This is a genomic window from bacterium (genome assembly GCA_035691305.1).
Taxonomy (GTDB): Bacteria; Sysuimicrobiota; Sysuimicrobiia; order Sysuimicrobiales; family Segetimicrobiaceae; genus DASSJF01.
In genome coordinates this window covers 18,672-43,273 of the sequence record DASSJF010000018.1, presented here as the reverse complement: position 1 = coordinate 43,273, position 24,602 = coordinate 18,672, and the positions used below count along the sequence as shown (strand labels likewise).

At 71.8% G+C, this 24,602-nt stretch carries 25 protein-coding genes; 24 read left to right on the top strand and 1 reads right to left on the bottom strand.

Annotation, left to right across the window (positions count from 1 at the left end):
• On the bottom strand, nt 1-182 hold a 182-nt coding region (locus VFL28_03455), incomplete at its 3' end, for a hypothetical protein (protein ID HET7263700.1).
• A 115-nt stretch (nt 183-297) separates the two neighbouring features.
• On the opposite strand from VFL28_03455, the gene VFL28_03450 reads away from it, so the two are divergent.
• From VFL28_03450 to VFL28_03335, 24 genes are all read left to right on the top strand, one after another.
• Nucleotides 298-1,242 (top strand): ATP-binding protein, encoded by a 945-nt coding sequence (locus VFL28_03450; GenBank protein ID HET7263699.1) that lies wholly within the window; start codon nt 298-300, stop codon nt 1,240-1,242.
• A 12-nt stretch (nt 1,243-1,254) separates the two neighbouring features.
• Nucleotides 1,255-2,004, top strand: a complete 750-nt coding sequence (locus tag VFL28_03445; protein HET7263698.1) for a phosphoribosyltransferase family protein — start codon at nt 1,255-1,257, stop codon at nt 2,002-2,004.
• Nucleotides 2,001-3,128, top strand: coding sequence for a DNA-processing protein DprA (dprA, locus tag VFL28_03440; GenBank protein HET7263697.1), 1,128 nt, complete (start codon nt 2,001-2,003; stop codon nt 3,126-3,128). Before VFL28_03445 ends, dprA begins: the two co-directional genes overlap by 4 nt.
• A 153-nt stretch (nt 3,129-3,281) precedes the next feature.
• The gene (gene topA / locus VFL28_03435; protein HET7263696.1) at nt 3,282-5,417 is read left to right on the top strand and encodes a type I DNA topoisomerase; all 2,136 of its coding nucleotides are present in this window, start codon (nt 3,282-3,284) and stop codon (nt 5,415-5,417) included.
• 20 nt (nt 5,418-5,437) lie between these two features.
• On the top strand, nt 5,438-6,004 hold the full coding sequence (gene hslV / locus VFL28_03430) for an ATP-dependent protease subunit HslV (GenBank protein ID HET7263695.1): 567 nt from the start codon (nt 5,438-5,440) through the stop codon (nt 6,002-6,004).
• Between the two features lie 19 nt (nt 6,005-6,023).
• Complete coding sequence (gene hslU, locus VFL28_03425; GenBank protein HET7263694.1) at nt 6,024-7,478, top strand: ATP-dependent protease ATPase subunit HslU; 1,455 nt, start codon at nt 6,024-6,026, stop codon at nt 7,476-7,478.
• Between the two features lie 126 nt (nt 7,479-7,604).
• Nucleotides 7,605-8,084 (top strand): hypothetical protein, encoded by a 480-nt coding sequence (locus VFL28_03420; protein ID HET7263693.1) that lies wholly within the window; start codon nt 7,605-7,607, stop codon nt 8,082-8,084.
• Between the two features lie 256 nt (nt 8,085-8,340).
• Complete coding sequence (gene rpsB, locus VFL28_03415) at nt 8,341-9,150, top strand: 30S ribosomal protein S2 (protein HET7263692.1); 810 nt, start codon at nt 8,341-8,343, stop codon at nt 9,148-9,150.
• Entirely contained in the window at nt 9,150-9,779 is a 630-nt protein-coding gene (gene tsf / locus VFL28_03410; GenBank protein HET7263691.1) for a translation elongation factor Ts, read from the top strand. The genes rpsB and tsf overlap by 1 nt, the downstream gene beginning before the upstream one ends.
• Nucleotides 9,776-10,534 (top strand): UMP kinase, encoded by a 759-nt coding sequence (gene pyrH / locus VFL28_03405; protein HET7263690.1) that lies wholly within the window; start codon nt 9,776-9,778, stop codon nt 10,532-10,534. The genes tsf and pyrH overlap by 4 nt, the downstream gene beginning before the upstream one ends.
• Complete coding sequence (gene frr, locus VFL28_03400) at nt 10,515-11,069, top strand: ribosome recycling factor (GenBank protein ID HET7263689.1); 555 nt, start codon at nt 10,515-10,517, stop codon at nt 11,067-11,069. Before pyrH ends, frr begins: the two co-directional genes overlap by 20 nt.
• Nucleotides 11,069-11,275: a PASTA domain-containing protein gene (locus tag VFL28_03395; protein ID HET7263688.1), complete on the top strand. Its 207-nt coding sequence runs from the start codon at nt 11,069-11,071 to the stop codon at nt 11,273-11,275. The genes frr and VFL28_03395 overlap by 1 nt, the downstream gene beginning before the upstream one ends.
• A complete protein-coding gene (locus VFL28_03390; GenBank protein ID HET7263687.1) occupies nt 11,272-12,114 on the top strand; it encodes an isoprenyl transferase in 843 nt (280 codons plus the stop codon). Before VFL28_03395 ends, VFL28_03390 begins: the two co-directional genes overlap by 4 nt.
• On the top strand, nt 12,107-12,997 hold the full coding sequence (locus tag VFL28_03385; GenBank protein ID HET7263686.1) for a phosphatidate cytidylyltransferase: 891 nt from the start codon (nt 12,107-12,109) through the stop codon (nt 12,995-12,997). The genes VFL28_03390 and VFL28_03385 overlap by 8 nt, the downstream gene beginning before the upstream one ends.
• Nucleotides 12,982-14,154, top strand: a complete 1,173-nt coding sequence (gene dxr, locus VFL28_03380) for a 1-deoxy-D-xylulose-5-phosphate reductoisomerase (GenBank protein ID HET7263685.1) — start codon at nt 12,982-12,984, stop codon at nt 14,152-14,154. Before VFL28_03385 ends, dxr begins: the two co-directional genes overlap by 16 nt.
• 77 nt (nt 14,155-14,231) lie before the next feature.
• Nucleotides 14,232-15,275 carry a M50 family metallopeptidase gene (locus VFL28_03375; GenBank protein HET7263684.1) on the top strand — a complete coding sequence of 348 codons (1,044 nt, stop codon included), beginning with the start codon at nt 14,232-14,234 and terminating at the stop codon, nt 15,273-15,275.
• Between the two features lie 24 nt (nt 15,276-15,299).
• Nucleotides 15,300-16,379 (top strand): flavodoxin-dependent (E)-4-hydroxy-3-methylbut-2-enyl-diphosphate synthase, encoded by a 1,080-nt coding sequence (gene ispG, locus VFL28_03370; protein HET7263683.1) that lies wholly within the window; start codon nt 15,300-15,302, stop codon nt 16,377-16,379.
• Nucleotides 16,380-16,566: 187 nt separating this feature from the next.
• Nucleotides 16,567-17,787, top strand: coding sequence for a methionine adenosyltransferase (locus VFL28_03365; protein HET7263682.1), 1,221 nt, complete (start codon nt 16,567-16,569; stop codon nt 17,785-17,787).
• A 59-nt stretch (nt 17,788-17,846) separates the two neighbouring features.
• Nucleotides 17,847-18,938, top strand: coding sequence for a hypothetical protein (locus VFL28_03360; protein ID HET7263681.1), 1,092 nt, complete (start codon nt 17,847-17,849; stop codon nt 18,936-18,938).
• 146 nt (nt 18,939-19,084) lie between these two features.
• Nucleotides 19,085-19,426: an FmdB family zinc ribbon protein gene (locus tag VFL28_03355; protein ID HET7263680.1), complete on the top strand. Its 342-nt coding sequence runs from the start codon at nt 19,085-19,087 to the stop codon at nt 19,424-19,426.
• Between the two features lie 43 nt (nt 19,427-19,469).
• Entirely contained in the window at nt 19,470-21,278 is a 1,809-nt protein-coding gene (locus VFL28_03350) for a hypothetical protein (GenBank protein ID HET7263679.1), read from the top strand.
• Nucleotides 21,275-21,976, top strand: a complete 702-nt coding sequence (locus VFL28_03345) for a hypothetical protein (protein ID HET7263678.1) — start codon at nt 21,275-21,277, stop codon at nt 21,974-21,976. Before VFL28_03350 ends, VFL28_03345 begins: the two co-directional genes overlap by 4 nt.
• Entirely contained in the window at nt 21,973-23,568 is a 1,596-nt protein-coding gene (locus tag VFL28_03340; GenBank protein ID HET7263677.1) for a hypothetical protein, read from the top strand. The genes VFL28_03345 and VFL28_03340 overlap by 4 nt, the downstream gene beginning before the upstream one ends.
• The gene (locus VFL28_03335) at nt 23,565-24,599 is read left to right on the top strand and encodes an AAA family ATPase (GenBank protein HET7263676.1); all 1,035 of its coding nucleotides are present in this window, start codon (nt 23,565-23,567) and stop codon (nt 24,597-24,599) included. Before VFL28_03340 ends, VFL28_03335 begins: the two co-directional genes overlap by 4 nt.
• The last annotated feature ends 3 nt before the right edge of the window (nt 24,600-24,602 follow it).

The following is a 24,602-nucleotide window of genomic DNA, read 5'->3' as shown; positions in this document are numbered from 1 at the left end:
ACCCGCCACGTCTCTCCGGTCCAGGCGCCTCCGTCTGTCCGGTGAACCTCTGCCCGCTCGGCGCCCCGGATGCGCTGGAGCCGCGTGATCATCGGACGCTGCGCGGTCCAGACGACCGCGATCCCGTCGTCGGCGTCACTCCAGCGGATGACCGTTTCCCGCTCTGCCGCCTCACCTGTCATGCCGGAATCCCTCCCAACGATCCTGCGCCATGTGACGACACTTAGCGGACCGATAGAACAGATCGAGCGTCGACGCCCTCGGGTCCACTAAGTGAATCGGCGGGAAGCCGCTCATTTGGCCTTCCCGAGCACGTTACTTTGCGCCCACGATCTGTTGCTGATCGGCCCGCCCGGCACCGGCAAGACGATGCTGGCGCAACGGCTGCCGGCGATCCTGCCGCCGCTGTCGCGAGACGAGGCCCTCGAGGTCACGCGGGTCTACAGCGCGGCCGGCAGGCTGCCGTCGTCCGCGCCGCTGATCGCATTGCGTCCGTTCCGGGCGCCGCACCACGCGACGACCGTGCAGGGGCTTGTCGGCGGCGGCTCGCCGCCATCGCCCGGAGAAGTGAGCCTTGCCCACCTCGGGGTGCTGTTTCTCGACGAAGTCCCGGAGTTTCACCACGACGCGCTGGAATCACTTCGCCAACCGCTCGAGGAGGGCCGGATCGTCATAGTCCGGACCGCCGGCGCGGTAGCCCTTCCGGCGCGGTGCATGCTCGTCGCCGCGATGAACCCGTGCCCGTGCGGGTATCTCGGCGACCCGCGCCGTGCCTGCGGTTGCACGCCGTCCCAGCGGGCGCGCTACCGCGCGCGGGTTTCGGGGCCGCTGCTCGACCGCATCGACCTCCACGTCGAGATGCCCGCGCTCAGCGGCGCCGAGCTGGCCGCGGCGGGGCCGGCGGAGCGGACCGCGGATGTGCGGGCCCGCGTGGCGCGCGCCCGGGCGGCGCAATCGGCGCGCGCCGCGGCTCTGGGACTCGCGGACGCGGTCAACGCCACGATGCCCGTGGCCGCGGCCCGGGCGTGTTGCGTCCTCGGGCCGGAGTCCCGCGCGCTGCTCCGGCAGGCCGTCGACCGTCTCGGGCTGAGTCCACGCGCGTACCACCGTCTCGGGCGCGTGGCCCGCACGATCGCCGATCTCGGCGGCGACGCGTCCATCGGCGCGCCGCACGTGGCCGAGGCGATCGGCTACCGGACGTTGGACCGCGCGATGCAGTCCGGCGCGGCGGCGCCGTTCTGACGGGCCCGACCGGTGGAACCCGCGCCGGGGGCGCTCTGGCGGGTGCTTCGCGCGCACGCGACGCCGCAGGCTCGCCCCTGCCTGTGCTGCGGAACGGGCTATCCGATCGCGCCCGGCTGCCTCGCCCCTGCCGTCGTGCCCATCGGGCCGGACGCGTGCCCGCGCTGCGCGCAGCCCCGCAGCGGCCCGGGGTGCCGCGGTCTCGGCTGCGCGCGCGCGTGGTCGCGCCTCGGGCGTGCGGACGTGGTGCTCGGTTACAAGCGCGGCGACGTCGAGCGGCTGGTCCTCGCCGCCAAGCGGGTGGAGGTCTGGGCGATCGTGGCGCTCGGCCGCGCGCTCGCCGGGTGGTTACTCGAGACCGGCGTCCGCCGGCGGTACGACGTCGTGCTCCCTGTACCGTTTCACCGCGCGAATCTCGGCGGGCGGCCGGCCCATCCGTTGACCGCCATCTATCTCGACGCGCGCCCGGCGGCGAGGCCCCGCCTGCCGCTCGACGATCTCGCGCCTCCGCTGCTGGTGCGGCGGCGACCCTCGTCGGGACGGTGGGCGCGGTCCGAGCGCGAGCGGTGGCGCGCCGCCCGCGGTGCGGTGAGGCTCGGATATCCCACGCGGCTCCTGCGCGGCGCCCGCGTTCTGGTCGTCGACGACGTGCTGACGAGCGGGGCGACGTTGTCCGAGTGCGCGCGCGTCATCCTCGATGACGGCGGCGCGGCGACGGTCGACGCCGTTGTCCTCGCCCGCCAGCCGTGGCGGGAGCCGTGACGGACTCCGAGCGCGAGCGGCACTGCCTCGTTGCGCTATCGCTCGTGCCGGGGCTCGGCGCGGTTCGTGTGGCGAGGCTGCTGGCGCACTTCGGGTCGGCGGAGGCCGCATCGACCGCCGACCCGGTCGCCCTCGCCGGGGTCCCGGGGATCGGGCGGGGCCTTGCGGAGGCCGTCGCCGCGGCACGCGGCGACGGCCGCGCGTCGCGCGCGTTCGAGTGCGCCGCACGCGCCGGCGCGCGGGTGATCACCCGCTCCGACCCGGCCTACCCTGTGCGGCTGCGGCAGATTGCCGCGGCGCCGCCGGTGCTCTACGTGCGCGGCGGGTGGCCGGACGATGCGCCCGCGGCGGCGATCGTCGGGACGCGCCGGGCCACGCCGTATGGTCTCACCGTCGCCGAGCGTCTCGCGTCCGCCCTCGCCGAGTCTCAGGTGGCCGTCGTGAGCGGGCTCGCGCGCGGCATCGACGCGGCGGCCCACGCGGCGGTGGTCCGTGCCCGCGGGTGCACGGTCGGGGTCCTCGCGTGCGGCGTCGACGTCGCCTATCCTCCGGAGCACCGGACGCTCATGGCCGCGATGCTCGCGCGCGGGGCCCTCCTCGCGGAAGCCCCGATGGGCGCGCCGCCGGAGCGCGGGGCGTTCCCGGCGCGCAACCGCCTCATCAGCGGGCTCGCCGATGCGGTCGTGGTGGTCGAGGGCGACCTGGACAGCGGGGCGCTCATCACTGCGCGTCAGGCGGAAACTCAGGGCCGGCCGGTTTTCGCGGTACCCGGCAGCGTATACGCGCGCGGCAGCGCGGGCCCGCACCATTTGCTGGCGATAGGCGCCCGGGTTCTCACGCATCCGGACGACCTCCTGGCGGTGCTCGAGCGGGCGTCTCCCGGCGATTCGCCGGGCGCCGGCCACCCCGGCGTTCCGCCCGGACTCACGCGGGCCGAACAGGCCGTGGTCGCCGCGCTCGACAGAGGCGAGGCTCGCGCCGTGGACGGCGTTGCCGCGGCGGCCGGCGTGCGCGTCGCGGACGCCGCGGCGGCGCTCGTGGCGCTCGAGGTGCGCGGTCTCGTCCACCGCATGCCGGGCGGCCTCTACGTCGCGTCGGCCAGGTCTTGGAAGCGACAAATTTGACAATAGAAAGGGAGGGGTATAGAATCCTCCGACGATGCCGTTACTAATATTATTGAAGTAACGCGTAATCGTCAGAAACGCGCAATCGTCAGGGAACGAACGGCGGGCGTCGTCCGGCCACGGGCCGCGCGGCAAATTGCTGGGAGGGACAGCGTGGCGAGATCACTGGTCGTCGTCGAATCACCGACCAAGGCGAGGACGCTCAAGAAGCTCCTCGACGGCCGGTACGACGTCATGGCCTCGATGGGACATGTGAAGGACCTTCCGCGCAGCCAGCTCGGCGTGGACGTAGAACACGCGTTCGCGCCCAAGTATCTGGTGCCGAAGGGCAAGGGCCCGATCATCAAAGAGCTCAAGTCGGCGGCCAAGAAAGCATCGACGGTATACCTGGCCACCGACCCGGACCGGGAGGGCGAGGCGATCTCGTGGCACCTCTCCAACATTCTCACGCCGGTCAACGACAAGATCAAGCGGATCGAGTTTCATGAGGTGACGCGTGACGCGGTGCGCCGCGCCCTGCAGCACCCGCGCGAGATTCAGACCAGCCTCGTCAACGCACAGCAGGCGCGCCGGATCCTCGACCGACTCGTCGGCTACAAGCTGAGCCCTCTACTGTGGCGCAAAGTGCGCGGCGGCCTGAGCGCAGGGCGCGTGCAGTCGGTGGCTGTGCGCCTGATCGTCGAACGCGAAAAGGAGATCGACGCGTTCGTTCCCCAGGAGTACTGGTCGATCGCCGCGCGCCTCATCCAGCAGGGCGGCGCGGCGCCCCAGGTCGCGGACGCGTCCTTCCTCGCCAAGTTCATCGGCAAGGGCTCCGACAAGATCTCGATCGGCAATGAGACGGAGGCCAAAGCGCTCGTCGCGGAACTGGAGCGGCTGCCCTATGTCGTCGGCGAGGTGCGCCGGCGGGATCAGCAGCGGAATCCGGCGGCGCCGTTCACAACCAGCACGCTGCAGCAGGAGGCGAACCGGAAGCTCGGCTACTCCGCGGCGCGCACGATGGTCGTGGCCCAGCAGCTGTACGAGGGCCTCGACGTCGGGCCGGAGGGAACCGTCGGTCTGATCACCTACATGCGCACCGACTCGGTGAACATCGCGGAGTCGGCCCAGCAGCAGGCGCGCGAGTACATCGGCGCGACCTACGGCGCGGACTACGTGCCGGAGAAGCCGCGGCGCTACACCTCACGGCGCGACGCGCAGGAGGCGCACGAAGCGATCAGGCCCACGTCCGTGACCCGGACGCCCGACGCGGTCCGGTCCCGCCTCAAGGCCGATCAGTACAAGGTGTACAAGCTGATCTGGGAGCGGTTCGTGGCGAGCCAGATGGCGTCGGCGGTGATGGACACTCTGGCCGTCGACATCAACGCCGGGCCGTACCTCCTGCGGGCAACCGGATCGCGCGTGAAGTTTCCGGGGTTCCTCCGCGTGTATCTGGAGGGCCGTGACAACGGCGAGGAGGAGACGCCGGAAGGCTGGCTGCCCGACCTCACCGCCGGCGAAAAGCTTCGCCTGCTCGGGCTCGATCCGCAGCAGCACTTCACGCAGCCGCCGCCCCGTTACACCGAGGCGACGCTCGTGCGCGCGCTCGAGGAGCGGGGGATCGGCCGGCCGAGCACCTACGCGCCGATCATCGAGACGATCAAGCACCGCGGCTACGTCGAGCTCGAGGACCGGCGGTTGTATCCGACCGACCTCGGGATCCTCGTGAACGCGCTGCTCGTCGAGCACTTTCCCAACGTCGTGGATGTGGAGTTCACGGCGCGGATGGAGGAGAACCTCGACAAAGTCGAGGGGGGGGCCGAGGACTGGGTCGGTCTTCTCGCCGGTTTCTACCGGCCGTTCTCGGACGAGCTCGTGAAGGCGGAGCAGGAGATCCAAGAGGTCGAGATGACCCCGGAGGAGATCGGCGAGCCCTGCCCCCGCTGCGGCAAGCCGCTCGTCAAGCGGCGCGGACGGTATGGGGAGTTCATTGCCTGCTCGGGCTATCCGGAGTGCTCGTACACCCGGCCCGTCGGCATCGGCGTGCGCTGCCCGGTGGACAACGGCGAGGTCGTCGAGCGCCGGACGCGCAAGGGCCGGGTGTTCTACGGCTGCGCGAACTATCCCAACTGCACGTACGTGTCGTGGGACCGGCCGACCGGGCGGATGTGCCCGACCTGCGGCTCGATGCTGGTCGCGAAGCGCGCCCGTCGGGGGACTCCGCCGACGATCGTCTGCAGCAACAAGCAGTGCCCGTACAAGGAAGCCCCGCAGTCCCGCGAGCCGGAGCACGCCGGCGCCCGACCCTGAACGAGGCCGGCGTTCATCACATGGGTGCCGGCGAGTCCGGCGTTAGCCGCCCCGACGGTACGATTCGCTCGACGACCGTCGTCGCCGTGCGCCGTGACGGCCGGGTCGCCGTGGCCGGCGACGGACAAGTCACCGTAGGGTCGACCGTCCTCAAGCACGGCGCGCGGAAGGTCCGCCGCGCCGGCGACGGCGTGCTGCTCGGGTTCGCCGGCTCCGCCGCGGACGGGTTGACGCTTTACGACCGCCTCGAAGAGAAGCTCCGCGAGACGCGCGGCGATCTCACCCGCGCCGTCGTGGCGCTGGCCAAAGACTGGCGCTCGGACCGCGTGCTGCGGCGGCTCGAAGCGCTGCTCGTGGTCGCCGACCGCGCCCACCTCTTCGTGCTGTCCGGCAGCGGCGACATCATCGAGCCGGACGACGGCGTGGCCGCGATCGGCTCGGGCGGTCCGTACGCGCTCGCCGCGGCGCGCGCGCTCCTCACGCACTCGTCGCTCGACGCCGAGGCGGTGGCGCGCGAAGCCCTGCGCGTCGCCGCCGAGATCTGCGTCTACACGAACGATCAGGTGACGGTCGAAGTCCTGGACTAGGCGGGGTCCTGAAACGTCGATGAGCGTCACAACCGGGGGTCTCGAGTCCGCGTTCTCCATCGAGGCGCTTACGCCGCGCCGGATCGTCGCGGAGCTCGACAGATATATTGTCGGCCAGACCGCCGCCAAGCGGGCGGTCGCGGTTGCCCTCCGCAACCGGTACCGCCGCAGCCGTCTGGGCCCGGAGCTGCGCGACGAGGTCATCCCGAAAAACATCCTCATGATCGGCCCGACCGGCGTCGGTAAGACTGAGATCGCCCGGCGGGTCGCCCGGCTCGCCGGCGCGCCGTTCGTGAAGGTCGAGGCGACGAAGTTCACCGAGGTCGGCTACGTCGGCCGCGACGTCGACTCGATGGTGCGCGACCTCGCCGAGACCGCGGTGCAAATGGTGAAGGCCGAGCGCGTGGAGTCCGTGCAGGAACGGGCGGCGGCGCACGCGCGCGACCGCCTCGTCGAGATCCTCGTGCCGGCGCCCCGCCGCGAAGCCGTCCTCGGCAATCCGCTTGAGATGTTGTTCGGGGCGCGGCCGGGCCAGAGCCCCCCCGCCGAGCCGCAGCCCGGGATGACGCCGCCCGCGCCCGAGGCGGGTGATCTCGCGGTGCGCCGGGCGGCGGCGCGCACACGGCTCGATCGGGGCGAGCTCGATGGGGATCCGGTCGAGCTCGACGTCGAGGAGACCGCGACCCCGACGGTCGAGGTGTTCTCGGGGCAGGGCGTCGAGGAGATGGGCGTCAACCTCCAGGACCTCTTCGGCACGCTCCTGCCGAAGCGCCGGAAGCGCCGGCGGACGACCGTCGGCGAGGCGCTGCGCATCCTGACCGCGGAAGAGGCGCAGAAGCTGATCGACATGGAGGAGGTCGTGCGCGAGGGGATCCGGCGGGCGCAGGAGCACGGGATCATCTTCATCGACGAGCTCGACAAGATCGCCGGCGGGCGGGGCCCGTCCGTCGGGCCGGACGTGTCCCGGGAAGGCGTGCAGCGTGACATCCTGCCGATCATCGAGGGCTCGACCGTCACGACCAAGTACGGGCCGGTCCGCACCGACCACGTCCTGTTCATCGCCGCCGGCGCGTTTCACGTGAGCAAGCCCGCCGACCTGATCCCGGAGCTGCAGGGCCGGCTGCCGATCCGCGTCGAGCTCGCGCCGCTGACCGAGGCGGACTTTGTCCGGATTCTCGTCGAGCCGCACAACGCGCTGACCAAGCAGTACGCCGCGTTGCTCGCGACCGAGGGCGTCACGGTGGAGTTCCCGGACGACGGCGTCCGCGAGCTCGCCCGCATCGCCCAAGAGGTGAACGGCGAGACGGAGGACATCGGCGCGCGCCGCCTGCACACCGTCCTTGAGAAGGTGACGGAGGACCTGTCCTTCGCCGCGCCCGAAGCCCCGGCGCGCGTCGTGATCGACGCTGCCTACGTGCGCGGGCGCCTCAAAGGCATTCTCGACAGCCGCGACCTCAGTCGGTACGTCCTCTAGTCCTCTCGGGGATTGCTCTCGTCCGCCACTCGTTCGCGTACCGGGACCTACGGGCGGAGATGTCGGGCTAGGCGGCCGCCGCGGGCACAATGTTTCCGATCCTGATCGCAGGAGGAGAGGGCGTTGATGCCGCGACTTCGCGCACTGTGGCTTGCGGTCGTCATTCTAGCAGTCGGGGTGCTTCCGGCCTCCGCCGGTCCGGCCTCGCGGCCCGGCGGGTTTCCACGACCCATGGAAATCACGTCGCGCAAGGCCGGCGAGGTGTTCTGTCCGGCCGTCGCCCTCGTCTACGGCGCCGTCGTCATTCCCGCGGGACGGTGTTACCTGATCTCGGTGCTCCACGACGACACGGGGATGTTTCTCGCCTTCGCGCCTGAGGATTCTCGCATTCCGCCCGGGCAGCTCATGCGTTTGGACACACCGGCCGGCCCAAAGCTCAGGGGACGGCTGTTCCTCGTCCCGATCCGCACCTACTCCTTTCTGGCACCGGTGAACACGGTTCGGCTCGTCGCGGCCGAGATCCAGGATACCGGCACGCGGCTCTCAATTACGGTGGTCGGTACGCCCATCAACAACCTCGTCGTCGTCTTCGCTCTGCAGGTGTAGCCCCGGCTCTCCGGAAGCGCGTTCGCCGGGCGTCCCCGCCCGGCTCGCCGCCGTTGTCACGCCGGGTCCGGCGGTGCGGACCGCTCGCAGGGCCTGCAACCCGGCCCCGCGCCGTGGTGTGCTATACTGTCATGGCACTATCACACGCCCGCGTGACGGCGCCGGCGGTGCCCAGCAAGCGACGCGCCAGGCGCGCTTCGGGGTTCCGGCGCGGGATGATCCGGGCGGAGGCCAAAACCGGACGGGAGGTAGCATTGTGGCAGTTGTGACAATGAAGCAGTTGCTGGAAGCCGGGGTGCACTTCGGGCACCAGACGCGCCGGTGGAACCCGAAGATGGCCCCGTTCATATTCACCCAGCGTAACGGGATCCACATCATCGACCTGCAGAAGTCCGTGCCGTTGATCGACGCGGCGTATCGCTTCGTGCGCGACACCGTCGCGCAGGGGGGTACCGTGCTGTTCGTCGGTACGAAAAAGCAGGCGCAGGACGCGATCCGCGAAGAGGCGACCCGGGCCCACCAGTTCTACGTCAACCAGCGGTGGCTTGGCGGGATGCTGACGAACTTCGCGACGATCAAGGCCCGGATCGAGCGGCTGCACGAGCTCGTCGACATGCGGGACAACGGTACCCTCGAGATCCTGCCGAAGCGCGAGCAGACCGGGCTGATGGACGAGCTCGCGCGGCTCGAGAAGTACCTCGGCGGCATCGCGACGATGCGAAACATCCCGTCGGCGGTGTACGTGGTCGACACGCGCAAGGAGCACATCGCGATCGCGGAAGCGCGGAAGCTCGGCATTCCGGTTGTCGCGATCATCGACACGAACTGCGACCCCGACGAGGCCGCCTATCCGGTCCCGGGCAACGACGACGCGATCCGCGCGGTGCGGCTCATCACCAACCGGGTCGCGAACGCGGCGCTCGAAGGCTACGAGGAGCACCGCAAGGCGGAGATCATCGAAGAAGAGGCGGCCGCGGAGGGCGTCGAGCCCGCGCCGATGGCGCCGCTGCCGGGCGAAGAGGAAGTGGTGGAGGAGCCCGCGGAGGAGGAGGAGGTCCAGGCCTGATGCCGGACCGCAAGGGAACGTCAACAGAGATTTCCGCCGCGCAGGTCAAGGCGCTGCGCGAGCGGACCGGCGCCGGCATCATCGACTGCCGCAACGCGTTGGCCGAGTGCGGCGGGGACATCGAGAAGGCCGTGCAGGTGCTGCGGGCCAAGGGGCTCGCGGCGGCCGCGAAGCGCACCGGCCGCGTCGCGAACGACGGCGTCGTGACGTCGTACATTCACGCCGGCGGCCGGCTCGGCGTGCTGGTGGAGATCAACTGCGAGACCGATTTCGTCGCGCGGACCGAGGAGTTCAAGACGCTCGCGCGGGACATCGCGATGCAGATCGCCGCGACGGATCCGCGGTACGTGTCCCGTGAGGAGATCGCGGCCGACGCCCTCGAGTCGGAGCGGGCCGCCTACGTGGCCCAGGCGATCCAGGACGGCAAGCCCGAGGCGGTCGCCGCGCGCATCGCCGAGGGCAAGCTCGAGAAGTACTTCGCGACCGTGTGCCTGCTCGACCAGCCGTTCATCCGCGACGAGGGCTCGAAACCGCGGACGATAGGCGAGGTCGTGCACGACGCCATCTCCCGGACCAAGGAGAACATCAAAGTCCGCCGGTTCGCCCGGTTCAAGCTCGGCGAAGCATGACCGAGGCGCCGGCGCCCAGGTACCGCCGCGTCCTCCTCAAGTTGAGCGGGGAGGCCCTCGGCGGTTCCGGGGAACGGAGCCTCGATCCCGACGTGCTGCATTTGGTGGCGCGCGAGGTCCGCGCCGTCCGCGAGTCCGGCGCGGACGTGGCGCTGGTGGTCGGCGGCGGCAACATCGCGCGCGGCGTGCAGGTGGCGGCGCGGACCGGCGTGGCGCGGGTCACCGCCGACTACATGGGCCTGCTCGCGACGGTCATCAACGCGCTCGCGCTGCAGGACGCGATGGAGCGCGAGGGGCTCGAGACGCGCGTGCAGACTGCGATCGAGATGCACCAAGTCGCCGAGCCCTACATCCGACGCCGCGCGATCCGCCACCTGGAAAAAGGCCGGGTCGTGGTCTTCGCCGGCGGCACCGGCAGCCCGTATTTCACTACGGACACCGCCGCGGCGCTGCGGGCGATCGAAATCGAAGCGGGCGCCATTCTGATGGCCAAGCGGGGCGTGGACGGCGTCTACGACAAAGACCCGCGCGAGTCCGCGAACGCCGTCCGGTTCAACCGGCTGGACTACATGGAGGTCCTCAACCGCGGCCTCAAAGTCATGGACGCCACCGCGACCTCGCTCTGCATGGATAACGGCATGCCGATCATCGTCTTCGATATCTCGCGGCCGGGCAATCTCCGCCGCGCGGTGCTGGGCGAGGAAATCGGGACGCTGGTAGGGGGAGGGAACCCCGATGCACGCGGTCGTCGCTGATGCGAAGAGCCACATGCAGAAGGCCGTGGACGCCACGAAGCGCGAGTTCGCGGGGGTTCGGACCGGCCGTGCCAGCCCGGCACTGCTCGAGCGCGTGAGCGTCGACTACTACGGCGTCTCGACGCCCATCACTCAGGTCGCCAACGTGTCGGTGCCGGAGGCGCGGCTGCTCGTGATCCAGCCGTGGGATAAGCAGCTGATCAAAGAGATCGAGCGGGCGATTCAGAAGAGCGAACTCGGTCTCACGCCCTCGACGGACGGCGCGGTGATCCGCCTGCCGATCCCGCCGCTCACCGGCGACCGGCGCAAGGAGCTCGTCAAGGTGGTCCACAAGCAGGCCGAAGAGGGCCGGGTGGCCATCCGCAACGTCCGGCGCGACAACCGCGAAAAACTGGAGCGGCTCGAGAAAGCGGGCGACCTCTCGAAGGACGACGCGCGCCGCCATCAGGACGAACTGCAGAAGCTTACCGACCAGTTCATCAAGGATGTCGACACGCTGCTGGCGGCAAAGGAAAAGGAGATCACCGAGGTCTGATGCGCGCCGCCGCCCCGCCGAACGTGGTGGGGTACCTCCTCGACGACGCCCGCGCCGCGCTCGCCGAGGCAGGTTGGACGGACGTCGAGACGTCCGAGACGCGTCCGCCGCGCCGCACCCTCGTGCCGCCGTATCGCGTGCTCCGGCAGCGGACCTCGGGGACCCGCGTTGCCCTCGTGGTCAGCGGCGAGCGCGCGCAGACGTGACCGCGGAGCGGTTTGGCGCGGCCCGGACTCGGCCTCCTCGCGACGGGGAGGCCGACTCTCAGGGGCCCGAGCCGGGGGGCGCCCCACCCGCCGCGTCGGACGCGCCGCGCGGCGCGGACGCCGTCGATCGGACGCGCATGCCGCGCCACGTGGCGATCATCATGGACGGCAACGGCCGGTGGGCGGAGCGCCACGGGCTGTCCCGCGTCGAAGGGCACCGTGCCGGGCGCGAGGCGCTGCGGCGCGTGCTCCGCGGGGCCTGCGAGTACGGCATCGAGGTGCTCACACTGTACGCGTTCAGCACCGAGAATTGGCGGCGCCCCGCGGGCGAAGTGCACGCGCTCATGGCGTTGCTACTCGAGTCTCTCGAGGGCGAGGCGCAGGAGCTGCACACGAACGGGGTGCGCTTCCGTGCCTCGGGGCTGGTGGGTGAGATGCCGCCGGAGGTCCAGGACGCGATCCGCCGGGTCACGGCGCTCACCCGGGACAACGGGACGATCATCCTCAACCTCGCGCTCAACTACGGCAGCCGCCGGGAGCTGACCGAAGCGGTTCGCCGGATCGCGGGCGCCGTGGCCGCCGGCGTCCTTGCGCCGGACGCGATCGACGAGCAGACGATCGCGCGCCATCTTTTCGCGCCGGACCTGCCGGATCCGGATCTGCTCATTCGCACGGGCGGCGAGCAGCGTCTCAGCAACTTCCTGTTGTGGCAGGCCGCATATACGGAACTCTACTTTACCGACGTGCCGTGGCCGGAGTTCACGCCGGAGCATCTCCTGGCGGCGGTGGCGGCCTATCAGGCGCGGGAGCGGCGATTCGGCGGCGTGGACCGTGGATAGCGTGCAGGACGTCGCGGCGACGGTGCGCGGCAGAGACGCCGCCGTCCCCGCCGAGCGAAGGCGCACGCTCGCGCAGCGCGCGCTCACGGCGATCTGGGGCGTGCCGCTCGTGCTCGCGCTCGTGCTGGCCGGCGGGCCATGGTTGCTGGCCGGCGTCGGCGCGCTGATCGTGGTCGGGCTGCTCGAGTTCTACCGCATGGTCGCGCGGGCAGGGTACCAGCCGATCTGGGAGGCCGGCCTGGCGGCCGGTCTGTGGCTCGCGATCGCGGCGGCGTGGCCGGGGGCGTGGCCGGCCGGGTGGGCCGACCTCGTGCTGCCGGCGCTCCTGTTCTACACGATCCTGACACAGTTGCGGCGCGGTCATCCCGACCGCTCGCTCGTCAACACCGGCCTCACGCTGCTCGGCGTGCTCTACGTCGCCTACCTGGCGACGTTCTTGATCCGGCTTCGCGCGCTGCCGATGGCGCCGGGCGGTCCCCACACCGCCGTGCCGGCGCTGCTCGTCATCTGCGCCGTGTGGGGGGCCGACAGCGCCGCGTACTTCGTCGGGCTTGCGATCGGCCGCCACAAGCTGTTGCCGCGCGTGAGCCCGCACAAATCCCGCGAGGGCGCCGCCGCCGGCGTGGCGGCCGGGGTGCTCGTGGGCCTCGCGTTTGCGTGGGCGACGGGCATGGCGCCCGGGGTCGCCCTCGCCGTCGGCGGCCTCTGCGCGGGCGCGAGCATCGTCGGAGACCTGTGGGAGTCGTCGATCAAGCGCGAGGTCGGCGTGAAAGACGCGGGCTGGGTGCTGCCCGGGCACGGAGGCATGCTCGATCGCTTCGACGGACTGCTCTTCGCCGCGGTGACGGGGTATCTCGTAATGCGCTGGTGGCTCGGGTCGTGACGCGGCGAATCGCGCTCCTCGGATCGACCGGCTCCATTGGGCGCGCGACGCTCGACGTCGTCGGGCGGCTTCGCGCCGCCGGTGTCGAGATCGAGGTGGCCGCGCTGGCCGCGCGCCGGGACGTCGCGGCGCTCGCCGCGCAGATCCGGGTATGCCGTCCCGCGGCCGCGGCACTGCAGCGTCCCGAGGACGCCGAAGCCCTGCGCGCCGCGGTGCCGGGATGGGACGGCGAGGTGTTCTCCGGACCGGAGGGACTCGACCGCCTGGCCGCCGGCGGGGCCGATCTTGTGGTGGTCGCGGTCGAGGGCGTCGTCGGCCTGGCGCCTACGCTGGCCGCGCTGCGCGCCGGCGCGGACGTCGCGCTGGCGACGAAAGAGGCGCTCGTCGCGGGCGGCGCGCTGGTCGTCGAGGCCGCCGCGCGCGCGGGCCGGCGGCTGCTGCCGGTCGACAGCGAGCACTCGGCTATCCTGCAGTGCTTGGAGGGACGGTCCGCGGGGGACGTCGCGCGGCTGTGGCTGACCGCGTCCGGCGGGCCGTTTCGCCGCACGCCGGCGGAGGCGCTGGTCGCGGTCACCCGCGAGGACGCGCTGCGCCACCCGACGTGGCAGATGGGGCCGAAGGTGACCGTAGACTCCGCCACCTTGATGAACAAAGGGCTCGAGATCATCGAGGCGCACTGGCTGTTCGGGGTTGCGCCCGAGCGGATCGAGGTGGTGGTCCATCCGCAGAGCATCGTGCACTCCTGCGTCGAGCTCGTAGACGGCTCGATCCTGGCGCAGCTCGGACCGGCCGACATGCGTCTGCCGATCCAGGCGGCGCTGACGTATCCGCGCCGCGTACCGCAGGGCATCGCCCGGCTCGACCTGCGCGCGCTCGGCGCGCTCGAGTTCGAAGCGCCGGACGACGCGCGGTTCCCGTGCCTGGAGCTTGCGCGCGAGGCGCTGCGGCGGGGCGGCACCGCGCCCGCGGCCCTCAACGCCGCCGACGAGGCGGCCGTGCGCTTATTCCTCGACGGACGCATCCGTTTTACCGACATCGCCCAGGCGGTGCGCCGCGCGCTCGACGCACACGTGCCGCGGCCGGTCGGCTCGCTCGCGGACGTGCTCGCCGCGGATCGGGAGGCGCGCGCCGCTGTAGAAGCGGTGTGCGCGGCATAATGGAGTTCTGAGACGAGGCACGAAATGGGCAGGAGGCCGCAAGGCCGGCAGTCCTGCGTAAGACAGGGGGACGGGAAGTGTCGACGATAATCCTGGCCGTGCTGGCCTTGGAACTCATGATCCTGGTCCACGAGCTGGGGCATCTCGTGGTGGCGAAGCGGGCCGGGATCCTCGTGCAGGCGTTTGCGATGGGGTTCGGGCCGCGCCTCTTCGCGGTGACCCGCGGCGAGACGACCTACAGCCTCAACCTGCTGCCGATCGGCGGCTACGTGAACATGGCCGGCGAAGACAGCGACAGCCCCGGCGTGCCGTCCGAGCGTACGTTCCGCGGCAAGTCGGTCGGGTGGCGGCTCGCCATCGTGCTCGCGGGGCCGGCGATGAACTTCGTGCTGGCGATCGTGCTGCTGGCGGCGGTGGCCATGTCGTACGGCGTGCCGCTACGCGTGAGCACCCAGGTTGGGACGCTCGTCCCGGACTATCCCGCGGCGCAGGCCGGACTCAAGACCGGCGACACGATCATCTCCGTGGACGGCCGGCTGATGCGCGACGGCCAGCAGATGATCGACCTCATCCACCGCAGCGGGGACCGCACCCTGGCGATTCTCGTCCAGCGCGACGGGCGGAGGTTCATTCTGCACGTGCCGACGCGGTTCGATCCGCGGCAGAAGGTGTGGATCACCGGCTTCTCCCCGACCGTGGTGCGTGGGCGCCTCGACCCCGTGCGCGCGGTGGGCTGGGGTGCCGCGACGACGTTCCGCGACGCGGGCGCGTACCTCGCCGCGCTCGGCAATCTGATCCAGTCCGGGCGTCTCCTCGGCGAGCTCGGCGGGCCCGTGACGGCGGTCAACGTGCTCGGGCAGGCGGCGCACGCCGGCGGGGAGACGTTCCTCTACTTTACGGCGTTCTTCAGTATCATCATCGGGCTGTTCAACCTGTTCCCGCTGCCCGCGCTCGACGGCGGACGCGCGGCGTTCCTGGTGATCGAGGGCCTCCGGCGGCGCCCCGTCGATCCGCGCCGCGAGGGCTACATCCATCTCGTCGGGCTGGCGCTGTTGTTGTGCTTGATTCTCGCGCTCACCGTGCGCGACGTCATGCATCCCGTGCACTTACCGCTGCCGTAACCTGCGCGTGCTACAATAACGCCGATGCATCGGACGAAGACAAGGCGGGTGATGGTCGGGCGCGTGCCGGTGGGCGGAGGCGCGCCGATCGCCGTCCAGTCGATGACCACGACCGACACCCGGGATCCCGAGGCGACGGTCGCCCAGATTCTCGCCCTCGAACAGGCCGGCGTCGAGATCGCGCGGGTGGCGGTGCCGGACCGCGCGGCGGCGGACGCGCTGCCGGCGATCAAGGCCCGCATTCACGTGCCGCTCGTCGCCGACATCCACTTCGACTACCGGCTCGCGCTGGCGTCGCTGGAGGCCGGGGTGGACAAGCTTCGGCTCAATCCGGGCAACATCGGCAGCGAGGACCGCGTGCGCGCGGTCGCCCGCGAGGCCAAGGGTCGGGGCGTGCCGATCCGGGTGGGCGCCAACATCGGCTCCCTTTCCAAGGAAATGCTGCGGAAGTACGGGGAACCCTGCGCCGCCGCGCTCGTCGACAGCGCGCTCGACGAGATCCGGATTCTCGAGGACCTCGACTTTCACGATATCGTGGTCTCGGTCAAGGCGAGCGACGTCGAGATGGCCCTCGAGGCATACACGACGATCGCGGAGCGGATGCCGTACCCGCTCCACGTCGGTATCACCGAGGCCGGGACGACGTGGGCCGGTACGGTGAAATCGGCCGTCGGGCTCGGCGCGATTCTCTCGCGCGGGATTGGTGACACCATTCGGGTCTCGCTCGCCACGGATCCGGTCGAAGAGGTCAAGGCCGGCTTCGAAGTGTTGAAGGCCCTCGGCTTGCGAATGCGCGGACCGATTCTCGTCGCCTGTCCCTCGTGCGGCCGGGCGGACGTGGACATCGTAGCGCTCGCCGAGGAAGTCGAGCGGCGCCTCGCCGCCTACCCGGTGCCGATCAAGGTCGCGGTGATGGGCTGCGCCGTCAACGGGCCCGGCGAGGCCCGGATGGCGGATCTGGGCGTGGCCTGCGGTAAAGGCATGGGTCTGATCTTCAAGCGCGGCCGGATCGTCGCGAGCCTGCCCGAAGCGGATCTGCTCGAGGCCGTGATGAAGGAAGTCGAGGTCGTGGCGCGCGAGAAGCAGGTGGCGGAAGAGAGCTAGACCGGACCGCACCTCGCTCGCGTCGCGTTCGCGCCGCCCGTTTCGCAACCCGATCCCCGCGCAGTCGGTACCGGTCGCGGCGCGCCTGCGCCCCGCAGGGGTTGTGGGGAGTGCGGCGAACCTGCAAGGTCGAATCTCGCGATCTCGCATGGTCGCGAACGAATCTGACTGGGCGGAGGCCATCGCGATGCGCGATATCAAGGTCGAAACGTTGCCGGGGGTGCCGGTCGGCGAACTCCAGGTCGAGATGGTCGAGCGCAAGGGCGTCGGTCATCCCGACTCGATTTGCGACGCGATCATGGATCGCGTGTCCGTCGAACTGAGCAAGGAGTACATCAGCCAGTTCGGGCACATTCTCCATCACAACATCGACAAGGCCTTCCTCGTCGCCGGCGACGCCGACACGCGCTTCGGCGGAGGGAAGATCACGGAGCCGATGCGGCTCATCTTCGGCGACCGCGCTACCTACGGGATCAACGGCAAGGAGCTGCCGATTCGGGAGATCGCGATCCGGACGGCGAAGCACTGGATGCGGGAGAACCTGCGCTTCGTCGATCCGGGCGCCGCGGACGACCAGGACGGTCCCCACGTCACCTACCAGCTTGAGCTGAAGCCCGGCTCCGCGGAGCTGGTCGACATCTTCAGCCGCGACACCACCGGCGCGAACGACACCTCGGCGGCGGTCGGCTACTGGCCGATGACGGAGACCGAGCGCCTCGTCCGGGAGACCGAGCAGTACATCAACTCGCGGACGTTCAAGGAAGAGTTCCCGGAAGCCGGCGAGGATGTGAAGGTGATGGGCGTGCGTCTCGGCCCGGAGCTGCGCCTGACCGCGGCCGTCGCCTTCGTCGATCGGTTTGTCGACGGCGAGGATCAGTATTTCCGGCGCAAGCGACAGCTGCACGAAAACGTCGTCCAGTTCTTGAAGAAGCGCTCGACGCTCGAGCGCGTGCACTTCGATGTCAACACGCTCGACGAGCCGGGCCGCGGGCAGAACGGCGTGTACCTGTCGGTACTGGGTACGTCCGCGGAGTCGGGCGACAGCGGGCAGGTCGGACGCGGCAACAAGGTGAACGGCGTGATCGCGATCAACCGACCGATGGGCACGGAGGCGGCGGCCGGCAAGAACCCAGTGTCGCACGTCGGCAAAATCTATTCGGTCTTCACCCACCAGGTCGCGCAGAAGGTCTACGAGGAAGTCTCCGGCATCCGCGAAGTGTACGTCTGGATGGTCAGCCAGATCGGCAAGCCCATCGACCAGCCCATTACGGCCGCGCAGATCATTCTCGCGAAGGGCGTGCGCCGCGGCGCCGTTGAGCGGCGGGTGCGCGACGTCGTCGATCGCGAGCTGGCCGGGATCAACGTCTTCTGCCGCGACCTCGCCGCCGGCAAGTACAGCGTCTGCTGATCCGGGCGGCCGCCGCCGGTGGATTCCGCCGCCGGCAACGATGTAATTGCAGCCGGCCGGTGAGTCGTCAGGCACGGCTGCCGGGAGCGATCCTGGCGGCCGTGTTCATTTGTGCGGGGTGCGCGGTCGAGCGCGTGCCCGTTGGAGCCGGCCCGCCGTTCCTCCGCGCCGCCGGGCTCGCGCGCGTGTCGGATCTGCACGCGGTGAGCCCTCCCGCCTGGGCGCCGGACGGCCGCCTCCTCGCGTTCAGCACGGCGGATGCGGTGTGGAGCGTCCGGGCGGCGCCGGGGGACCTTGACCGGCGGCGCGTCGCGTCGCTCGCCGGCGTCGAACGTGTGGCCTGGTCGCCGGACGGCCGCGCCCTCGTCGCGCTCGCCGGCGGGCGGCTGTTCGTTGTGGCCCTCGACGATCCCACGCCGCGCCCACTCGTGGCCGCCCGCGGCGTGCGGGATCCGGCGTGGCCTCCCACCGGCCGGAGGGTCTTCGAGCGAAGCACGGACGCCGGCGCCGGACCCGCGTACGCGACCGGCGCGGGTCCGACCACGCTGTGGACGGTGCGTGCCGGCGGGCGCGCGGCTCGCGTCGCATCGCTCGCGTCGGACCTCGAGGTTCGCGCGATTACGTGGCTGGCGGCGGACACGGGATTGGCGGTGAGCGCAGCCCCGCCCGGCGGCCGCGCCGACCGCGTGCTCTACCTGCGTTCCGGCGCGCGGGCGGCGCCGCGCACGCAGATGTTGCCGGCCGGCGGCCGAGACCCGGTCCCCTCGCCGGAGGGACGCTTCATCGCCTATCTCCAAAACGCGGGCGGGCCCGCGCCGGGCGGAAGCGCCGGGGACACGGTCCAGATCGCCGTGATGCGCGCCGACGGATCCGGGCGCCGCGTGCTGACGCCGCCGGGCCGCTACAGCAGCCTTGCGTGGTCACCCGCCGGTACCGTGCTGGCGTACGCGCGACAGGAGGCGGGCCGGACGGCGATCGAGATCGCCGATGTGCTCACAGGCGAACGGCTGTGGCTCGGCGATCACCGGTCGGAACCCGCCGCGTCACCCACGCCGATTGCAATCGTGTGGGCGCCCGACGGCTCGCGCCTCGCCTTCGACACGGGCACGAACGCCGGCTTCGTCTGGATCGCAACGCTCGAGCGGCGGTAGGCCGGCGCGGTTACCCGCGGTCGTTGACCGCAGCCGGCGCGCTCGCCTTGACACAATCTCGGACCGGGGAGACAATGAGTTGTAATGTGTGGGCGGCGGCCCCGCGGACACCCGGCGGGGCCGCGGCACGCGCGGGGGTGACGTCAGTGCCGACCTACGAATACCAGTGTCCGCACTGCGGGCATCGGTTCGAGACGATGCACGCGGTGAACGCAAAGCCGCCGAAGTGCGAGCGCTGCGGCCGCGATGTGCGGCGCGTCTTCACGCCGGTGGGCATCATCTTCAAAGGCTCGGGCTGGCACATCACGGATTACCGCAAGACGCCGCCGCCGGTCGACGGGGAGGCCAAGAAGAGCGAGACCGCCTCCGCGGACAAGAAGTCCGGCGACGGCGGGAAGGCGGACAAGCCGTCGGGCGCCGCTTCACCCGACGGGAAGAAGTCGGGCAGCAAGTCCGTGTCGCGCTCCGGTGGCGGCGGCGCGTCGTAGGAGTCGCGGTGGTGAGTGGGCGCGGCCGGCCGGCCGCGCCCTCGTGCTATCTCTGGCCTTCTTCGCGGCCGGGCCCGCGCCGGGAGGGGCGCAGCCCCCGCCGGCCGCGCCGGCGCTCGCGGTAACCCTCGGATTCGACGGCGCCGTGCGGCCGGGCGCGCCCGTCGCCCTCGACGTGCGGACGCCGCCGATGCCGGCGGGCGGATCGGCCGAACTTATCGTCGACACGCCGGCGCTCGCGCCGCAAACCGGCCGGGCGACCGTTTCTACGGTGGTGTCGTTTCAGGCCGCGGCCGGGGTCGTAGAGCGGCGGCGCGTGCCGATCGTGATCCGCGACGTCCGGCATCCGGTGCGTGTGCGTCTCACCCTCGGCGGCCGCGTCATCGCCCGCGCCGAGGTGCCGGTCGCTCCCGCGCGCGTCGGCGGCCGCCTCGTCGTGCTGGTCTCCGACGTTCGCGCCGGCCTCGGAGCGTTGCGGCGTGTCGATGAGCGCGCCGTCGATGCCTACGTGGGCGCCGACGCGCTGCCCTCGCGCTGGCAGGAGTACACGGGCGTCGATCTCCTCGTGCTGCGGGACCTCGATCCCGCCCGGCTCAGCGACGCGCAGCGCGCCGCCGTGGTGACGTGGGTCCGTCTCGGGGGGCGCCTGCTCGTGATCGCGCGGCCCGGCGTGCCGCTGCCGGCGTTCCTGCGACCCGTGCTTCCGGCCCGCCTCGGCCCGGTGCCGATGCCGGCGCCGGCCGCCGATCTCGTCGCGCGCTTCGGTGGGACGGCGCCGGCAGGGCCCGTCGCCGCGGTCGCGCTCGTCCCGGAGCCGGGCGCGGCGGTCGTGGACGCGGGTGGTCTGACCGTGATCGCGGGCCACGCCGAAGGCGACGGCTACGTCAGCGTCTGGGGCATCGATCCGACCGTGCCGCCGCTCGCGGAATGGGACGGTCGTTCACGGCTGTGGGCGGCCGCGCTCGGCGCGCCGCCTTCCACGCTCGTTGAACCGACCGCGCTCGCCGAGCGCCTCGTGCCGCGCGCCCCGGTGGACCGGTTCTCGCACATCGCCGCGGGGCTGCTGATCGCGCTGTACATCGCCGGCGTGGCCGCCGTGCGGCGCCGGCGTCCCACCGCGGCGGGCGCGTCGTCGGCGGCGGCGGCCGCGGTGCTGGCCGTCGCCGTGTTTGCGACGTTCGCCGTCGGTGCGCGGGGGCGCTCGACCGCGCTGACCCAGGTTGTCGTGTTGCAGCGGGCCGCGGGCGCGCCGCTCGCGCGCGCGGTCACCGTGGCCGCGGCGGCCGTGCCTTACGGCGGGCCCGTCGACGTTGCCGCCCCGACCGGCGCGGTCGCCGCGCCGGAAGCCATCACCGGCGACCTGCGAATCGACTGGCGGGACGCGACCGCCGTGCTGGCGGGATCGGCGCGACCGGAGGCGCCGTGGGTATTTCAGGCGCTGACCGCGGTCCCGCTCGCGACGTCGGCCCGGTTCGACCTGGACGCGCAGACACTCGCGACCGATCTCGGCGCCGCCGGGCTGCGCAGCGCGGCGGTGTGGTCGCGCGGCCTTGTCTACCCGCTCGGCGATCTCCCGGCGGGGCGGTCCACGCGCCACGTACCCGCGACCGGGTGGCGCCGCGCGGCGGAGGCGGTCTCGGACGACCGGTCGCCCGCGCGGTTTTTCAGAGAGCCCGGGGAGCAGTATCCCGGCGCGATCGCGCGGTATCCGCGGCCGCTGCTGGTCGGCGAATGGTCCGGCCCGGCGCCCGTCTTTGTGTTGCCGGAGCGGGGCGGGGAGACGGCCGAGCACGTGGTGCTCGTGATTCCGATCGACGGCCCGGCGCCGACGGCGCGGGACGGGCAGCCGTGACCAATCCGGTCCTCCGCGGAGACCTCCGCGCGCGCGCCGGCAGCCGCAAACTCCTGGCGATCGAGCTCTTCTATCTCGGCGTGCTCGGCGTGCTGGTGTGGCTCGGGATGCCTGCGGAGCTCAGCGCGCAGACCGCGGAGCGGACCGCAAGCCTGACGACCGCGCTGCTGGCCGTGCAGGCGATCCTCGTCACCTATTTCGCCTCAGCCTGCGCGGCCCAGGAGATCGCCGTCGAGAGTGAAAAGTCTCCGGTCGATCTCGTCTTCGCGCCCTTCGCGCCGCGGACGATCGTCGTCGGCAAAAGCGCCGCGACGCTGACGACGGCCGGCTACTGGCTGCTGCTGGGCGCGCCGCTCGTCGTGCTGTCGGCCGGCATCCGTCACGATTCGGCGTCCGGGCTCGCGGGCGCAGGAGCTCTGATCGCCGTGGTAGCGTGGAGCGTGGGACAACTGGCGCTGTGGCTCCGCATCGCCGTCGAGTCGGACTTCTCGCGGACGCTCGTCCACTGGGGGTGCCTGCTTGTGGTGTTCGTCGGAACGCTCGGGCTGCCGGCGCCGGTGCGCGTGGTCAATCCCGTCCTCGGTATCGCCGCCGCGCAGCACGGGGCGCTCCCCGCGGTGGTCTACGCCGTGTACACGGCGTTCGGACTCGGCTGTGATGGGGCGGCGCGCCTGACGCTGCGGCGGTATCTCACATGAGCGCGCCGCCCGCGTTCGCCGCGCCGGAAGCCCGCGAGCTCGAACGATTCCTCGAACCCGTCGTTCGCCGGCTCACCGCGGCCGCGGCGGAGCGGTGGTTCGCGCGCGCGGTGGCCGCTGCGGCCGCCGGCCTGCTCGCCTGGGCGCTCGCCACCGCGATCGTTCCGGTGCCGTTTCCGCTGCATCGCCTGCTTCCCTGGGTTGGCGCGGCGGTCGCGGCCGCCGGCGTCATCGCCGGGCGGCTGTGCCGGCCGTCCGTGCTGGTCGCGGCGCGCATTGCCGACCGCCGCGCGGGACTCGCCGACAGGCTCGGCACGGCGGTGGACCTCTTGGGACGTTCTGGGCGTCCCGTCGGTCTCGCGCGCCTGCAGATCCGCGACGCGCTCACCGCCGCGGCGAACCTCGACGCGCGCGCCGTGGCGCCGCTCCGCGCCCCCAAGGATGCGGGGCTCGCGGTCGCGTTGTGCGCCGTGCTCGCCGCGTGGGCTGTGTTCGGCGCGGGGCTCGCCGTGCCGGGGACGCCAGCCGGCCGGATGGTCGCGACGATTCGCCGCGAAGGCCGCGTGCTCGTCGACGTCGGCCGCCGGCTGGATGAAGCGGCCCGCGCGGGTCAGCTGCCGGCGGCCCTGCGCAGTGCGCCCGCCGTGCAGGACGCCGGCCGACGTCTTGAAGCCCCTCGCGTCGGCTACGACGACGCGATCGGACGGGTGCGCGATGTCGTGCGGCAGTTGCAGACCGCGCAGGACAACACCCGCCGCCAGATCGACCAAGCGATGTCACCCGGCCGAAGCGACCGTTCCGGAACCGGCGCGGCCGGCAACGAGGCGGCCCGGCGGGCCGATCAAGCGCAGCGGCTCGACGCGGCGCGGCTGGCGCTCGAAGATCTCGCCGGCGCGCTGCGGCAGGGCAACGGCAGCGCCATGTCCCAGCGGGAGCTCGCGCGCCGGCTGGCCGCGTTGTCGGAGTCGCTTGACCAGTTGGGCGCCCCGTCCGGAGTACGCGCGGGGGTCGACCGCGCCCGGCGCGCCGCGGACAGCGGACGGCGCGACGCCGCGCAGGCCGCGCTGGGCGACGCCCTCCAAGACTTGCAGGGTCTTGAGCGGATGATCGGCGACGAGCAGGCGCTCGGGGACGCGCGCCGGCAGGTGCAACGGTCCGCCGACCGCATTGCGCGGGCCGCCGGCGGCGGATCGGCGCAGTCCGCGCAGCAGTCCGGGTCAGACACGACGTCACAGGCGGCGCCGGGCGCGAATCCCATCACTCCCGGCGGCGAAGAGGCGCCGCCGCCGCCGCCCGGGCCGAACCAGGGAAGCCTGCCCGGCCGGGGCACGGGCCCGGGCCTCGGCGCGCCGATGCCGCGGCTCGGAGGGACCAGAACACAGAGCCGTCTCCAGGGCTTGTCCGGACCAGGGTCGACTCACGTTCGGGAGATTGTCGGACCGGGACGCGCCGCGCCCTCGCAACGCGCGGCGGTTCGCCCGCCGGCCGGCGTGGCGCACGAGATCGACCGCGCGCTCTCGCAGGACCCGCTGCCGGCGGACTACGTCACACTGATCCGCCGGTATTTCGATACGCTCGGAGGTACACCGTGAGCAATCTCGCCGATCGTCCCGCAGCCGACCAGGCCGTCCAGGCCGTGGAGGAGTTCCGCCGCACGTTCGGGCTCGTGCGCGGAGAGTTGGCCCGCGTGATCGTGGGCCATCAGGAACTGCTCGATCTCGTGGTCGTCGCACTCTTCGCCGGCGGGCACGTGCTGCTCGAGGGCGTGCCGGGCCTCGGCAAGACGCTGCTCGTCCGCGCGCTCGCGCAGGCGCTCGATCTGCGCTTCGCCCGCATCCAGTTCACGCCTGACCTGATGCCGGCGGACATTCTCGGCACAAACCTCGTCGTCCAGGACGACGCCGGGCGACGCCGGTTCGAGTTTCAGCCGGGCCCGATCTTCGCGCAGATTGTGCTCGCCGACGAGATCAACCGGGCGACCCCGAAGACGCAATCGGCGCTGCTCGAGGCGATGCAGGAGCACGCGGTGTCGATCGCCGGTGAATCGCGGGCGCTCGACGAGCCGTTCTTCGTGCTGGCCACGCAGAACCCGATCGAAATGGAGGGTACGTACCCACTGCCCGAAGCGCAACTCGACCGCTTCCTGTTCAAGCTGCGCGTCGTCTTTCCGGGACTCGACGACCTTCGCGAGATCGCCGAGCGCACGACGGGGCCCGAGACACCCGAAGCGCGCCGGGTCGTCGATGGCGCGACGCTCCGCCGGCTGCAGGCGGTGGCGCGCGAGGTGCCGGTCGCGTCTCACGTGCAGGAGTACGCCGCGCGGCTCGTGCTCGCGACGCATCCGGAGCCCGAGCGCACTACCGATACGGCCCGGCGGTTCGTGCGGTACGGCGCGAGCCCGCGAGGCCTGCAGGCGCTGATCCGCGCGGGCAAGGTGCGCGCGCTCGCCGCGGGCCGGGCGCACGTGTCGGCGGACGATCTGCGGGCGCTCGCCGTACCGTCGCTGCGCCACCGCATCCTCCTGAACTTCGAGGGCGAAGCGCAGGGGATCGACGCCGAGCGCGTCATCGAGGACGCGCTGCGGCGCACCGAGGCGGAGACGGCGGGGGCCCTCAACGCCTGAGGC

Bases quoted from the DNA above. Each gene is read 5' to 3' on its own strand.
- frr (HET7263689.1), top strand. From the start codon at position 10,515: ATGCACGCGGTCGTCGCTGATGCGAAGAGCCACATGCAGAAGGCCGTG.
- pyrH (HET7263690.1), top strand. From the start codon at position 9,776: ATGACCGAGGCGCCGGCGCCCAGGTACCGCCGCGTCCTCCTCAAGTTG.
- hslV (HET7263695.1), top strand. From the start codon at position 5,438: ATGGGTGCCGGCGAGTCCGGCGTTAGCCGCCCCGACGGTACGATTCGC.
- VFL28_03340 (HET7263677.1), top strand. From the start codon at position 21,973: ATGAGCGCGCCGCCCGCGTTCGCCGCGCCGGAAGCCCGCGAGCTCGAA.
- VFL28_03365 (HET7263682.1), top strand. From the start codon at position 16,567: ATGCGCGATATCAAGGTCGAAACGTTGCCGGGGGTGCCGGTCGGCGAA.
- ispG (HET7263683.1), top strand. From the start codon at position 15,300: ATGCATCGGACGAAGACAAGGCGGGTGATGGTCGGGCGCGTGCCGGTG.
- VFL28_03420 (HET7263693.1), top strand. From the start codon at position 7,605: ATGCCGCGACTTCGCGCACTGTGGCTTGCGGTCGTCATTCTAGCAGTC.
- tsf (HET7263691.1), top strand. From the start codon at position 9,150: ATGCCGGACCGCAAGGGAACGTCAACAGAGATTTCCGCCGCGCAGGTC.
- hslU (HET7263694.1), top strand. From the start codon at position 6,024: ATGAGCGTCACAACCGGGGGTCTCGAGTCCGCGTTCTCCATCGAGGCG.
- VFL28_03395 (HET7263688.1), top strand. From the start codon at position 11,069: ATGCGCGCCGCCGCCCCGCCGAACGTGGTGGGGTACCTCCTCGACGAC.